The 14,176-nt window shown below is 73.5% G+C and carries 11 protein-coding genes; 7 read left to right on the top strand and 4 right to left on the bottom strand.

Annotation, left to right across the window (positions count from 1 at the left end; genetic code table 11):
• Window positions 1-71 precede the first annotated feature (71 nt).
• On the top strand, window positions 72-3,638 hold the full coding sequence (locus ACQPXG_RS30715) for an AAA family ATPase (protein ID WP_433462621.1): 3,567 nt from the start codon (window positions 72-74) through the stop codon (window positions 3,636-3,638).
• Here ACQPXG_RS30715 and ACQPXG_RS30710 read toward each other — a convergent pair.
• Window positions 3,635-5,665, bottom strand: coding sequence for an ABC transporter ATP-binding protein (locus tag ACQPXG_RS30710; RefSeq protein ID WP_433462620.1), 2,031 nt, complete (start codon window positions 5,663-5,665; stop codon window positions 3,635-3,637). The genes ACQPXG_RS30715 and ACQPXG_RS30710 overlap by 4 nt on opposite strands.
• A 206-nt stretch (window positions 5,666-5,871) precedes the next feature.
• Between ACQPXG_RS30710 and ACQPXG_RS30705 the strand changes: the two genes are divergently transcribed.
• From ACQPXG_RS30705 to ACQPXG_RS30680, 6 genes are all read left to right on the top strand, one after another.
• Window positions 5,872-6,987 carry an LCP family protein gene (locus ACQPXG_RS30705; RefSeq protein WP_433462619.1) on the top strand — a complete coding sequence of 372 codons (1,116 nt, stop codon included), beginning with the start codon at window positions 5,872-5,874 and terminating at the stop codon, window positions 6,985-6,987.
• A 29-nt stretch (window positions 6,988-7,016) separates the two neighbouring features.
• Window positions 7,017-7,310: a hypothetical protein gene (locus ACQPXG_RS30700; protein WP_433462618.1), complete on the top strand. Its 294-nt coding sequence runs from the start codon at window positions 7,017-7,019 to the stop codon at window positions 7,308-7,310.
• Window positions 7,311-7,396: 86 nt separating this feature from the next.
• On the top strand, window positions 7,397-7,555 hold the full coding sequence (locus tag ACQPXG_RS30695) for a hypothetical protein (RefSeq protein WP_433462617.1): 159 nt from the start codon (window positions 7,397-7,399) through the stop codon (window positions 7,553-7,555).
• Window positions 7,556-7,724: 169 nt separating this feature from the next.
• Window positions 7,725-7,880 (top strand): hypothetical protein, encoded by a 156-nt coding sequence (locus tag ACQPXG_RS30690; protein ID WP_433462616.1) that lies wholly within the window; start codon window positions 7,725-7,727, stop codon window positions 7,878-7,880.
• A gap of 95 nt (window positions 7,881-7,975) precedes the next feature.
• A complete protein-coding gene (locus tag ACQPXG_RS30685; protein ID WP_433462615.1) occupies window positions 7,976-8,464 on the top strand; it encodes a glutathione peroxidase in 489 nt (162 codons plus the stop codon).
• Between the two features lie 130 nt (window positions 8,465-8,594).
• A complete protein-coding gene (locus ACQPXG_RS30680) occupies window positions 8,595-9,509 on the top strand; it encodes an oxidoreductase (protein ID WP_433462614.1) in 915 nt (304 codons plus the stop codon).
• Window positions 9,510-9,537: 28 nt separating this feature from the next.
• Here ACQPXG_RS30680 and ACQPXG_RS30675 read toward each other — a convergent pair whose 3' ends face one another.
• The 3 genes from ACQPXG_RS30675 to ACQPXG_RS30665 all read right to left on the bottom strand — a co-directional run bounded on the left by ACQPXG_RS30675 (window position 9,538) and on the right by ACQPXG_RS30665 (window position 14,172).
• Window positions 9,538-10,080 carry a methylated-DNA--[protein]-cysteine S-methyltransferase gene (locus ACQPXG_RS30675; RefSeq protein ID WP_433462613.1) on the bottom strand — a complete coding sequence of 181 codons (543 nt, stop codon included), beginning with the start codon at window positions 10,078-10,080 and terminating at the stop codon, window positions 9,538-9,540.
• A 73-nt stretch (window positions 10,081-10,153) separates the two neighbouring features.
• Window positions 10,154-12,805, bottom strand: a complete 2,652-nt coding sequence (locus tag ACQPXG_RS30670) for a DUF6493 family protein (protein WP_433462612.1) — start codon at window positions 12,803-12,805, stop codon at window positions 10,154-10,156.
• Window positions 12,802-14,172 (bottom strand): SWIM zinc finger family protein, encoded by a 1,371-nt coding sequence (locus ACQPXG_RS30665; RefSeq protein ID WP_433462611.1) that lies wholly within the window; start codon window positions 14,170-14,172, stop codon window positions 12,802-12,804. The genes ACQPXG_RS30670 and ACQPXG_RS30665 overlap by 4 nt, the downstream gene beginning before the upstream one ends.
• Window positions 14,173-14,176 lie beyond the last annotated feature (4 nt).

The raw sequence follows: 14,176 nt of genomic DNA, 5'->3' as shown, positions 1-14,176 counted from the left end.
GTGATCGTGCCGGGTCGTAGGGTGCTGGGGGATGTGAATGCCCCGATCCGCTGTGTAGGAGACGACCACAGGTGAGTTCCCCCCGGCTGCCGGACCATCTCGAAGTGCTGCTCACCGAGGAGCCCGTCCTCGACGTGTACGCGCACGGGCCCTGGCGGGTGCCCGACGGCCTGTACGAGGAGATGCGCGAGCGCGCGGTCGCCTACAACACCGACCAGCGCGCCGTCGTGCTGACGCGGCAGCTCAGCGACTTCTACGGGAGCGGCACCAGCGCGGCGGGCGCGGAGCAGTGGTCGCTGCTGACCTTCCTGCTGGGCGCCTCCGCGGTCCGCGGCGGGTCGCGGGGGGACGTGGACTACGAACTGCTGTCGGACTTCCTCGCGACGCCCGAGTCGGCCGTCCACGACCCGGTGGCGTGGTTCACCCAGGGCGGGCGGTGGCGCCCGCCGGGCCTGTGGCTGCCCGAGCCCGCCGGGGACGACCGGGAGCGCCGCGCCGTGATGTTCGAGCTGGCGCGGGCCGGGCTGGACGTCTTCGAGGGCCTGGAACCGATCGAGCGGCGCCGGCGGACGCTGATGGACCTGTTCGACCGGCGCGCCGCCGACCCGGCGCTGCGCGAGATGGACATGACCGTCCCCAACCGCCGGCTGGAGGACGCCTGGGTCTCCGGCCTGACCGACGAGGAACTGGCCGTCCTGCCCGAGCTGGGCGGGCCGGTGGCCTATCTGGGCTGGGCCTGCGCGGGCCTGGACACCGCGCACGAGCGGCTGGCCGGGGCCGTCGACGACGGGGACGAGCCGGACGTGTCGCTGGCCAGGCTGCTGCTGGCGGCCGAGGCCCCGGTCGTCCCGGCCGAGCTGGCGGTCGTGCTCGGCACGGCGCGCTACGAGAACGTGGAGGAGCGGTTCCGCGCCGCGCGCGAGGGCTTCTCCGCCGAGGCATGGCAGTTCGAGGTGCGCGCCTGGCTGGCCCGGGGCCTGGTCGCCGGGGAGGCGGACGCGTCCCGCGCGTGGCTGGACATGGCCGTGCGCATCACCGGCGCCGTGCAAGGCCTGCCGGACGCGCCGGTCAGCCCGCGCTGCCGGGTGCCGGTGCGCCCCTTCCAGGCCGACCTGCGGCGCCTGTTCACCGTCCGCCGGGTCTTCAACACCCTGACGTTCGGCGCCGGGAAGAGCGAGGAGGGCGCCGGGACCGGCCGGCCCGAGCCCGCGGAGGCCGCCGGACCGGCACTCGTCGGGCAGCCGGAGCTGTCCCGGGCGCTGCGCGACGCGGTGGCCGCGCGGCTGGCCGGCGAACGGCCCGTCCGGCTGCTCATCGCCGGCCCGGAGGGCACCGGGAAGGGCACCGCCGCCGAACTGGCCGAGGGCATGCTCGCCGAGCGCGGCGCCGTCCGCGAGGCACTGTGGATCTCCGACCAGGTCTTCGCGTCGCTCGGCGTGAGCGACGCCGTCCTGTGGCTTCAGGCCCGCGTCCGGGACTGCCAGGAGGGGCGGATGCTCCTCGTCGTGGACGACCTGGAGAAGCTCGCCGCCCACGAGCGGTGCGGTGCCGCCGCCGCCGAGGAGCTGCGGCGGCTGATGGCGCGCTCGCCCGCCCTGAACGTCGTCGCGCTGTGCCGCCCCGGCGGCGACCGGCGGCTGTTCGACGCCAACCCGGCGCTCGTCCGGGCGTTCGACGTCGCCCGCACCCGGGACTTCGCCGAGGACGACTTCGCCGAGCTGTTCACCCTCGCCGTCGCGCGGCGCGGCGCGCACGCCGCCGCCGAGGTCGCGGCGACCGCCGCGGGCATGCTGCGGCGCACCCCGCCGCTGCTGAACCTGCGCGGCGCCCGGCTGGTGGAGCACATGGCCGGCCAGGCCGTCGCCGCGGCGGACCGGCGCGGCCGGGAGGCCGACGGCGCCGGGAGGTCCCTGGAGGTCACCGCCGCGGACCTGCCGCAGCGGCTCATCGCGGGCCGTCCCGCCGAGGCCGACCCGCTCGCCGAGCTGGCCGCCTGCGCCGGCATCGAGCCGGTGAAGCGCGAGGTCGAGGCCCTCGTCGCCGAGGCGAAGGCGGTGCGGCTGCGCCGCGACGCCGGCATGCCGGCCACCTGGCGGCCCCGCCACCTGGTGTTCGCGGGCGGCCCCGGGACCGGCAAGAGCAGCGTCGCCGGCATCATCGGCCGGATCTACGCCGACCTCGGGGTGCTGTCGTCCGGGCACCTGGTCGAGGCCGAGCGCGCGGACCTGCTCGGCGACTTCGCGGGGGACAGCGTCCAGCGCGTCCGCAGGACCGTCGAGCAGGCGTACGGCGGCGTCCTGGTGATCCGTGACGCGCACACACTGGTGTCGGCGGCGTCGGACGCGGTGCGCGGGCGCGAGGCGCTGGACGTGCTGCTGGGCACCGTCCAGGCGCACACCGAGGACCTCGTCGTCGTGCTGACCGGACCGGAGGCGGAGCTGAACGGGCTGCTGAAGTCGCATCCCGACCTGGCCGCGTACTTCCCGCGCACCGTCCGGTTCCCGGACCTCAGCCCGGACGAGATGGCGGAGGTCTTCGCGGGCAAGGCCGAGGACGCCGGATTCGCGCTGGCCCCCGGGGTGCTGGACAAGGTCCGCTCCCTCGCCCAGGCCGCGCCGCGCGAGCAGGGCTCCGGCAACGCCCGCGCGATGATCGCCCTGCTGGACCGCGCGGTGGCGATGCAGGGCCGCCGCGTCCTCGCCGACGGGGTCGTCGACGAGGACGAGTCGCTGGACGAGATCCTGCTGGTGGACGTCCCCGACACGCTCACCCGCGGCGCGGGCGCCGGCGACGTGCCGGGCGACCCGCTCGCCGAGATCGACCGGCTGATCGGCCTGGCCGAGATCAAGCGGGAGGTGGCGACGCTCGTCGCCGAGGCCCGTGCCGAGGGGCTGCGGCGCGACGCCGACATCGTCCCCGCCGCCCCGGCGCGGCACATGGTCTTCATGGGCAACCCCGGCACGGCCAAGACGACGATCGCCCGGCTGATCGCCGCCGTGTACGCGCGGCTCGGGCTGCTGTCGTCCGGCCATCTGGTGGAGGTGAGCCGTGCCGATCTCGTCGCCGAGTTCGTCGGCCAGACCGCGCCCCGGGTCCGGGGCGTGGTCGAGCGGGCGCTCGGCGGCGTGCTCTTCCTGGACGAGGCGTACGCGTTGGCGACCGGGAGCGGGGACCGGCACGACTTCGGCCACGAGGCGATCGCCGAACTGCTGCGGCTGATGGAGGAGCACCGGGGTGACCTCGTGGTCATCGTCGCGGGCTACGACGCCGAGATGGAGCAGTTCCTCAAGGCCAACCCGGGGCTGCGGGCCCGGTTCCCGAAGGTGCTGCGCTTCCCCGACTACACCGACGCCGAGCTCGTCACGATCTTCGAGCACATGGCGGCGGAGGCCGGGTTCACGCTGGCCGACGGGGTCCTGGACGCGCTGCGCCGGCTGGTCGGGGCGCACCGGCGGGACGCCTCGTTCGGCAACGCCCGGCTCGTCCGCAACCTGCTGGAGGCGGCGATCTCCCGGCAGGCGCTGCGCATCACCTCGGGCGGCGACATCGAGCCCGCCGAGGTGCGGCTGCTGCGCCCCGAGGACCTGCCGGACGCCCCGCCGCCCGAGAGGTCAATCGGCTTCGGCGCCTACATCTAGCCCGCCTGGGCGCGCGGGTCCACCGCGTGGTCCACCGCCGGGTCCTGGGCGCCGTACGCCGCCGCCTGCAGCGAGTACAGGTCGGCGTAGAGGCCGTCGCGCGCCATCAGCGAGGCGTGGTCGCCCTCCTCGGTCACCTCGCCGTGCTCCAGCACGTAGATCCGGTCGGCGTAGCGGACGCTGGCGAGCCGGTGCGTGATCAGCAGGACGGTCCGGCCGTCGGCGTGCGTGCGGATCCGCTCGAACAGCTGGTGCTCGGCGCGGGCGTCGAGGGCGGCGGTGGGCTCGTCGCAGATCAGCAGCGGCGCGTCGCGGAAGAAGCCGCGGGCCACGGCGAGCCGCTGCCACTGCCCTCCGGACAGTTCGGCGCCGCCCTTGAAGCGGCGGTCCAGCAGCGTCCCGTACTTGTGGGCGAGGTCCTCGACGACCTCGTCGGCCCCCGAGGCGCGGGCGGCGCCGAGCATCGCGGGGTCCTCGTCGTCACCGTCCGCGTGTTCGCGCCCGCGGCCCATGGTGATGTTCTGCCGCGCCGTCATCGGCCAGTGCGTGTACTCCTGCGCGATGACGGCGATGCGCTCCCACACGTCCTGCGGGTCCACCTTCGCCAGCGGCACCTCGTCCCAGCGCACCTCGCCGGCGTCCGGGTCGTACAGGCCCGCCATGATCTTGGCGAGGGTCGTCTTGCCGGAGCCGTTCTCGCCGACGAGCGCCACCACCTCGCCCTTCCGCAGGCTCAGCGAGACGCCCCTGAGGGACGGGGTCTTCGCTTCCGGGTAGGTGAACGTGACGTCCCGGACGCGGATGCACGCGAAGTCGTCCGGGAGCCGCTCGCGGCTCTCCGCGGCGGCCGCCGGCAGGGCGCGGCGCGGGATCCGCTCCTCGGCGGCGGCGCAGAACGCCACGTAGTCGCCGAAGTACAGCCCCTCCTCATAACACCGGTTGACGGCGAACACGAGGTTGACCAGGGACGTCTGGCCCGACCGTATGGCCAGCACCGCCGTGCCCGCGACCGCCAGCGGCACGGCCCCCTTCCACAGCATGACGCCCAGCGCGACGTAGACCAGCGCCGTCGCCACGCCCTTCAGCATGTCGCCGGTGATCTTCACGACCGTCTGCCGGCGGGCGACGTCCAGCTCGACGCCGCGCTGGTAGGAGGCGGACCGGTCGTACTGGTCCAGCAGGAACCCCCGCATCGTGAACGAGCGCACCTCGGCGGCGTGCCGCCGGTCCACCATCAGGTCGGACAGGATCCACTTGCGGCGCGTCACCCCGATCAGCGACAGCATCATCAGGTACCGCATCCGCGCGCTGCGGACCGACGCCCAGCCCTCCGGCACGGCGGTGAGGAGCAGCAGCGGCAGCAGCAGCAGCGGATGCAGCACGCCGAGGGTCCCCGCGGCCGCGACCATGCCGATGAGGCCGGTGAGGACGTCCACGGCGTGCTGGACGACCAGGGGCGCCGACATCATGCCCCGCCCCTGCGCGCGCTTCAGATCGTCCAGGAAGTCCGAGTCGTCCAGCGCGGTCATGTCCACCGCGGTCGTCGCCTCGTACAGGCGCAGCTCGACCAGCCGCTCGACCTGCGGCTCCAGCCGCGCCTGCGCCCAGCCGGCGCCCGCCTGCAGCCCGGCGCGCAGCGCCACCGCGCCCGCGACCAGCGCGAGCGACGGCAGCGCGTCGCGGACCCGGGACGGCGTCGGCGCGGCGCCGAACAGCGCGGTCAGCACGCCGGTCGTGGCCAGCAGCCAGAACGCGGTGAAGAACCCCGCGGCGATGTTGAGCGAGACCGTCACGAGCGTGTCGGCGCGGCTCGCCCGCCACGCCAGCGCCGAAGCCTGGACGATCATCGACGGGAGCCGCCGCGCGATCGTGGCCATGCCCGTCTCGGTGAGCTCCTTGTCCCGCGCGTGCCAGGTGAGAATCACCTCGGGCAGCCCCGGATCGGGGGGTGTCTCCCGGTGGCGACGGCGGCGCCGGGCCGCCCCGCGCACCCCGAGCCGCCTCGACAAACGCCGTCGTGCACCCATGCGCCACCCTCCGCGCGTACTACCGGCCAGGGGCAGTGTGCGCCTTTAGGGGGACGGTGTCCGCTTCATTCGTCACAGAGCGCGGTGATTTGTGGCTGTGGACAATCATGCGGCGGACGGACGCGGCGGGCGGTCGGGTTTGTCTATGGTGTCTACGCATGACCGAGGCCTGGCCAGAGGGCCGGACACACAGGGAGGGCGGCCGCGTGGCGCGCAGCAGAGACCATTCCGCACGCGCGGAGCACCAGCACGCCGCCTACGGGCGGGACACCCACGGGGACCCGTACGACGACCCGTACGCCGGAGACCAGCTCGCCGGCGGCCGGTTCGACGAAGGCGGCCCGGGCGGCGTCGCCCCCCACCGGCGGCGTCGCCGGCGCCGCTGGCCGCGGGTGCTCGGCGCCCTCGTGGTGGTGCTCGTGCTGGTCATCGTCGGCGGCTACTTCTACCTGGACTCGCGGCTGAAGCGGGAGTCGGTCCTGGTGGACTATCCCGGCCGGGTCGCCGACACCCCGGGGACGAACTGGCTGATCGTCGGGTCCGACAGCCGCGCCGGGCTGTCGAAGGCCGACCAGAAGCGGCTCCGCACCGGGTTCGCCGCCGGCCGCCGCACCGACTCGATGATGCTGCTGCACTACGGGTCCGGCGGGACGTCCCTCATCAGCCTTCCGCGCGACTCCTACGTCCCGATCGCGGGGCACGGGTCGAACAAGCTGAACGCGGCGTTCGCCTTCGGCGGCCCCAAGCTGCTCGTCCAGACGGTCGAGAAGGCCACCGGCGTCCACGTCGACCACTACGCCGAGATCGGCTTCAACGGCTTCGTGGGCGTGGTGGACGCGGTCGGCGGCGTCGACATCTGCGTCAAGGAGAACATCAACGACCCGAAGGCGGGGCTGAAGCTCAAGGCCGGCTGCCAGACGCTCGACGGCGGCCAGGCGCTCGGCTACGTCCGGACCCGCGCCTTCGCCCGCGCCGACCTCGAACGAGTTGAGCACCAGCGGCAGTTCTTCGGCGCGCTGATGAAGAAGGCGGCGAGCCCGGGGACGCTGATCAACCCGTTCCGCAGCGTCCCGCTGGCCCTGAACGCGACCAGCAACTTCCTGGTGGACGACGACGACCACCTGTACGACCTGGTCCGGATGATGTGGGCGATGAAGAACGTCAGCGGCGGGAGCGGCGTGACGACCACCGTCCCCATCGGGGGCACCGGCAGCTCGGCGGCCGCCGGTTCCTACATCACGTGGGACAGGTCCAAGTCGTCCAAGCTCTTCGACGCGCTCAAGCAGGACCAGGAGATCCCGCAGGACGTCATCACGAAGTGACCGTCCCGGCGCTCGATTAGAGTCGGACCATGTCCGATGTGACGCCAGAGGGCGCGGAACTGGACGACCTGACGTCCAAGGAGCTGTACGACCGCGCGGTGAACCTCGCCAGGGAGCGGCGCGACGTCGGCTTCCTCTGGGACCTGCTGCGCGCGATCCCCGCCGCCGCGGCGGCCACGGGGGAGGTCGGCCGGGCCGAGTTCGACCTCTTCCACGGCCTGTCGCTGCTGGAGGAGTTCACGCACGCGGGGGAGGGCGAGATGGCGGACGCGCTCCGGCCGTTCTACATCGAGTACCTCAGCGAGCACGCCAAGGGGACCTGACTCGCTCTTTACGCCCCCTTGATCTCCGTTCTCCCGCCCTCGGGTAATCACTCTCTGTAGTCCGTTGACCGCAGAGGGTGGTTGAAGTGAACAAGAAGCATATGAAGATCGCCGCCATCGCCTTCGTGGCGTGGTACGTCATCAGCAGGCCCGAGGGGGCGGCGAGTCTCGTCAACAACGCCCTCAGCGGGCTCGGCAACGCCGCGGAGTCGTTGTCGCAGTTCATGAGCGCCATCCCGAGCTGACAGGCGGGTCCCTGGCCCCGTGCCCCCGGCGGCGCGGGGCTTCTTCGTGCCCCGCCACCAAGCGGTGGCGCGCGCGTCACAGTAAAATCGCGCTTTGCGGGCAGACGCGGCTGGGCACAATTGGATCGGGTCAATTGTGTCGCGCGCTACAACCAGGGACGGCGTACGGATGAAGAAGAACCTCCGCTATGTGGCGATCGCCTTCGTCATCTTCTACTTGCTGAGCTCACCTACGGATGCGGCGGGAGTGGTCAACAACGCCTTCGACCAGCTGGGCAACGCGGGCAACCAGCTCGCCGCCTTCGTGAACGCCTTGGGCAAGTGAGACGCCGCCGGCGGCGCGGGCTCTCCGGCCCGCACCGGCGGCACGTCGGCGCAGGCCGGGTCCGGCCGGGGGAGTGATCTCCTAGGATCGGCCTCATGTCTGTCTTCGACGTAGAGATCGATGGTCTGCGGGGCGGATCCGCAGACCTCGCCCAGTACCGGGGCAAGACCGTGCTCGTCGTCAACGTCGCCTCCAAGTGCGGCCTCACCCCGCAGTACTCCGGCCTGGAGCGGCTGCAGGAGACGTACGCCGGACGGGGCTTCACCGTCCTCGGCGTCCCCTGCAACCAGTTCATGGGCCAGGAGCCCGGCACCGCCGGCGAGATCGCCGAGTTCTGCTCCACCACCTACGGCGTCACGTTCCCGATGACCGAGAAGATCGAGGTCAACGGCGACGGCCGGCACCCCCTCTACCAGGGGCTCGTCGGCACGCCGGACGCCGAGGGGCACACCGGCGACATCCGGTGGAACTTCGAGAAGTTCCTGATCGCCCCGGACGGCACGGTCGCGGCGCGGTTCGCGCCCCAGACCGAGCCGGAGGCGGACGAGGTCGCCGCCGCCATCGAGAAGAACCTCCCGGCCTGAGAGAACGGACGCGCCCTCCGTCGCCGGAGGGCGCGCCCGCGGCTGTGAATCGCGCCACATCGCGATTCCTTGCCCTCTATTCGAGCACGCGTCTAACTTGTGAAGTCGAGATATGACGTGGAGGTGCCCCATGGGCGGATGGACGACCGGCGACATCCCCGAGCTGCGCGGGCGGCGGGCGATCGTCACCGGGGCCAACAGCGGCATCGGCTACCACACCGCGCTCCAACTCGCCCGGCACGGCGCGTCCGTCGTGCTGGCCTGCCGCAGCGCCGAACGCGGCGGAGCCGCCCTCGACCGGATGCGGACCGCCGCGCCGGACGCCGACATCGTCCTCGGCTCCCTGGACCTCGCCGACCTGTCGTCCGTCCGGACGTTCGCGGCCGAGCACGGCGACGGGCCCCTCGACATCCTGGTCAACAACGCCGGCGTGATGGCCATCCCGCGCCGCGCCACCGCCGACGGGTTCGAGATGCAGTTCGGCACCAACCATCTCGGCCACTTCGCGCTCACCGGCCTGCTGCTGCCCGCGCTGCGCGCCGCGTCCGCCGCCCGTGTCGTCACGGTGACCTCGGGCTTCGCCTGGGCCGGGCGGCTCCGCTTCGACGACCTGCAGGGCGAGCACCGGTACCGCAAGTGGTCCGCCTACGGCCAGGCCAAGCTCGCGAATCTGATCTTCGCCAAGGAACTGGACCGGCGCGTCCCCGAGCTGACCAGCGTCGCCGCCCACCCCGGCTACGCCGCGACGAACCTGCAGCGGACGGGGCCGAGGATGCAGGGCAACACCTTCATGGAGAAGGCCACCGACCTCGGCAACACGGTGATGGCCCAGTCCGCCGCCGCGGGCGCCCTCCCGTCGCTCTACGCGGCGACGGCTCCGGACGTCCAGGGCGGCGCCAGCTACGGCCCCCGCCTGCTGCAGTACCGCGGCGCCCCGGTCAAGGTGGTCACGCCCCCGCAGGCGGACCGTCCGAACCTCGGAGAGCGCCTGTGGAAGGTCTCCGAGACCCTTACCGGCGTCACCTACGCCGAGGCGCACGCCTGACCCGGCCCCCGGCGGCTCGCCGAGACGGTCACGGGGCGCGGGTGATGTCCCAGTCGAGCGTGGCGGGGACGGCGCCCTCCAGGGTGAGGAGCCAGCGTTTGACCTCGACGCCGGAGCCGCCGCTGTAGCCGCCCAGGCCGTTCGAGGCGACGACCCGGTGGCAGGGCACGATCAGCGGGATCGGGTTGCTGCCCATCACCTGGCCGATGACCTGCGCGTGCACGCCGGTGCCGCTGCGGTCGCCCAGTTCACCGTAGGTGACGGTCCGCCCGTACGGGACGGACTCGTACAGCGTCGAGAGCACCTGCCGCTGGACGTCGGACGTGAGCCGCCAGTCGACCGGGACCTCGAAGCGTTTCAGGTCGCCGGCGAAGTAGTCGCGCAGGGCGGACAGGACGGGTGCCGTCCGGCCAGGGGCCTCCACGACCGGCAGGCCGGTCGTCTTGGCGACGCGGGCGCGGTGGGCCGGGGTGTCGCGGAAGTGCAGCGAGACGACGCCCGTCTCCGTCTCGCCGACGAGCAGGCGGCCGAGCACGGTGCCGACCGTGCCGAACGCGAGGGTCTCGGTCATCGTCCAGCGCTCCTTCCCAACGGTTCAGCGTCCCATACGGGACCGACATTCCTCTCAACACCGCGGCGGGCCGTCACGTTGCGAGGGTGCGGGCGAGGCGGGCGGCCTCCTTCACCAGACGGCTGGAGCCGCCGCGGGCCGCCGTGGCCTCCACCGCGGGGATCGGGCCCTTCGCACCGGTGGTCTCGGCCAGGCGGGTGGCCAGGGCGAGGAGGTCGGGCAGGCCGGTGGCGGCGCGCTCGCCCGGGGCGGGGAGCGCGTGCGGGAGCGCGGCGCCGACGATCGTCCAGACGCCGGCATGGGCGCCCGCGTCGGCGGCCGTGGTGAGAGCCTTCACGGCGCGGGGGAGGGTGACGCGCTTGAAAGCGGTCAGCCTTCCGAGTGCCGTGCCCGTCCCGGCCGCCGGAAGGGTGCCCTGGGCGCTGAAGGCGAGCAGGGCCTCGACGGCGTTCACGCGCTCGTCCGCGTGCCGGTTGGCGAGCGCGTAGGCGAGCAGCGTTCCGGTGGCGGCGCCGGTGGGGCCGCCGGCCTCCGCGAGGTCGAGCATGACGGCGCCCTGCTCCCATTCGCTGTCGTCGGTGCCCGCCAGGCAGGGGACGAGATGCGCGGCGGCGACCTCCCGGTGCGAAGGCAGCACCGACGGCCAGAACGTGGTGGACACGTTGTAGGTCGGCCTTCCGAAGTCGGTCCAGCCCTCTTCGGGGAAGGCGCAGAGATGCGCGATGTCGGAATCGCCGGGCACGTCCACCGTGGACAGGACACGGGTCGGGAGCCGCAGTTTCCGGTCGCCGACACGTCCGACCGGCTCGGCGAGGACCTCGCAGGCGACGTCGGGGTCGGCCAGCCCGCCCTCGGCCAGCCAGGACGCGACGGCCCGGCCCGCCGTGGACGTCAGATTCTTCGCGCGCACCACGGCGGCCGCGTCGATGTCGCGGGGGACGCGCAGCAGCGCCTGCGTCAGGTCGGACCGGCCGGGCTCGGCGCCGGCCTTCTCCAGCCTTTCGAGCCGGTCGACCAGGACGTCCGGGTCGACGTGGCCGCTGCCTTCCGTCGGCGTCGCCAGCAGGACGGGCACCTTCCCGACCGCGGACGCGATCTCGTGTCTCCGCAGGGTGAGGAAGCGCTGCATCTGCGGCTCGAACACCGTCCCGGACTTGCGGGACCGCCCCTTGAGGAACGAGCCGAGCACGCTGAACAGGCCGTGCGGCGTCGCCGGGACGAGCAGGCTCTGCACCGGGAACTGGATCCAGCTCGCGCGGACGTGAGCGCGCATGTACGGGTAGGCGTCGGCATTCGTGATCCACTGCGCCGTGCCGTCGGCGGCCTTCCGAAGGGCCGCACGGGTCGCCTCAGGGTCGCGGTAGGCGAACTCGACGAGCGCGGCCAGGAAGCGTTCGGCCGCGCGCCACTCCTCGGGGGCCCGCAGCAGGACGGCGAACTCCTCGGCCAGTTCGGCGAGAGAGCCGATGGGGGCCGGGGCCTCGCGCGGGACGAAGGGCGGCGGGCCCATGGGCGGCTCCGGCTCGGCCGGCGCCTGGACCTCGCCGAACGCCGTCGCGATCGGCTCGCGCAGGGCGGCGGGAAGGTCGGCGGCGGCGTCCCGGATCTCCTCGCGCACCGCACCGCTCGCGCGATCCGCGTGCCTGACGGCGATCTTCACGGCGCGTTCCCTGAGGTCGAGGGCGTCGGACGCGAAGACGGCGGCGACGGCGCGCAGCGTGGCGTCGACCCGGTCGCGCTTGCGTGCCGACCTGTCCAGCCAGGTCAGCGTGGTCTGGACGAGCTTCTTCTCCGGCCGGAACAGCACCGCTCCCGCGGCCTCTTCGAACAGCGCGTCGTCCAGCCGCCCCAGCTCGTCGGCCCGCCGTACCTCGCGCAGGGCCGGCGCGGCGACGGTCGAGGGCGCCGCGGGCAGGAGGCGGACGTAGTCGCGCACATGGGCCACCGCCTCGTCCTCGGTGGGCTCCAGCGCGTCGTGCAGCCGCACGAACCAGCGGAGGTTGTGGGGCGTGCCGCCGCGCAGGAAACGGCTGACACAGCCGTCCAGCAAGGGGGCGCGGTCGAGGCGGCCGGTGCGCGCCAAGCCGGCGAGGGCGTCGGCCCAGGTGCCCGCCCGGGTCTTGTCCCAGCGGAGTCTTGATTCGTCACTGGCCAGGGCCGCGCCCACTCCGTCCGCCTCGAACAGCTTCGGGACCAGGGCGTCCAGGAACGGATCGCCGGCGAGGTCGTGCGGAAGGACGCCGTCCGTCACCCAGCCGACCACGAAGCCGTCCGACACCGGGGGAGCCGCCCCGGCGGACCTGGTGAGGGCGGCCGCGATGTGCCAGAGCGCCCATTCGCCGTCGGAGACGCGGAGGCGGTCGGCGACGCGTCGGGCGACCTCCGCGCGCCACTCGTCCGGGCGGGTCGACGTCACCGCGCACAGCGCCGTGCAGAGCCGGGCGTAACGGTCCTGACTCCACCACAGCCGCAGGTCCCGGCGGCACAGCCACTGGGCCGCGGCGGCGGCCCCGCCGATCGTCCCCGCGCCGGTGAGCAGCAGCGGCTCCAGCACCGTGCGGTCCAGGAACCCGTACTCGGAGGCGGCGCGCATGTCCTTCAACCAGCCGGGCAGCTCTTTCGCGACGTCGCGGCGCGCGGCGTCGTCGAGCCCGGCGACCAGGCGCGCCGTCCGGTCCAGATCACCGGAGTCGATGGCCTTCCGGATCTCGCCCCAGCCGCTCATCGTCCCGCCTCCACGGTCGCCTCGCGGCGGACGATGCGGGCGGCGAGGACGTGCTTGCACGGCCCGCGCTCCCCCCGATGGTCGAACCACCAAGGGCACGTGCACGTGACGCGGTCGCCGTCGAAGCGGACCTGACGCTCACCGCCGTTGCTCAGCACGACCGCCGTGTCGTCACCGGTGAACCGCACGGCGCCGTCATCGACGAGCCGGCGGGCAGAACGCAGCCGCGGATTGAGACCGGCCACCCGCGCGGGATCGTAGGGCAGCTCCCGGTGGAAGAACGCGGCCTCGGCGGTGTCGAACCCGACCCGCCCGGACGTGCCCAGCTGGACCAGCGCGGCCTTCGTCCGCTCCAGCGTCAGCCCCGATCGCTCGGCGAGGAGGTCCGGCTCCACGCGCGGCTCGAAGGACAGCAGCGCGCCGACCAGGTCGGCGTCTCCCGCGGCCTCGTCGGTCGACAGGGCGTCCAGCACGGCGCCCTCGCCGGAGAAGCCGCGCGAGTGCTCGGGAGACAGGGTCAGGACGTACCGCATGCCAGGCAGCTCCAGTTCCCAGACGCTCGCCACGGGACCGCCGCCGCTGACGGCCGGCCCGTAGACGCGCATGGCCCGCGCGAAGCGGAGCAGCGGCAGCATCGTCCGCAGCCGGTCCGGCCCCGCAAGGCACACCGCCCCCGGAGCCGGACGGGACGTGACCCGGAGCGTCCGCCCGGCGGGCACCGCCCACAGCGCCCCGCGCGAGCCGCGCGGCAGGGAGCGCAGGAACCGCACCGCGTCGGGCCCCTTCAGCTCCCCGCGCAGATCGAACCCCGCCGTGATGACCTGCACCTCGGCGAAGCCGCGAAGCCACCGGTCGGGCAGCGGCACCTTCTTCTCCACGACGGCGCCGTCGAGCGTGGTCACCGCCAGTTCCTCGGCGCCGACCGCCAGGTGCAGCGGATCGGAACCGCCCACCCTGGCGAGGGCCTCGCGCAGCGGCCCGTTGACGTCCACGTTCGTCGTCCCGCGCTCGTGTACCTCGCCGTCCAGCGCGGGTTCCAGGACGTCCAGCCGGGCGTAGACGCCGCCGCAGGCGGAGAACGACTCCATCCGGATCCGGTCGCCGTTGCACGTGACGACCGGATCCCGGAAAGCGGTGGGACGCGGCTGGAAGTACCGGGTCTGCGCGACGTCGGCCAGCCCGAGCATCGCCGCCGCGGCCGGCGCCGCCTGGGTGAGCACGCCGCTGAAGAAGCGCGGATGCGCCTGCGCCCCGCTGCTCGTCGTCCCACCGGACGTGGACAGCCCCAGAAGGCCCTCCTCCAGCCCGGACGGCCGTGCGTACGTATAGGACTGTGCGACCCCTGCCGCCACCGCGCTGCTCGCCATGCCC

This window comes from Spirillospora sp. CA-128828 (assembly GCF_050945415.1).
In the GTDB taxonomy this organism is placed as follows: domain Bacteria; phylum Actinomycetota; class Actinomycetes; order Streptosporangiales; family Streptosporangiaceae; genus Spirillospora.
This window is presented reverse-complemented; position numbering and strand designations above follow the sequence as displayed.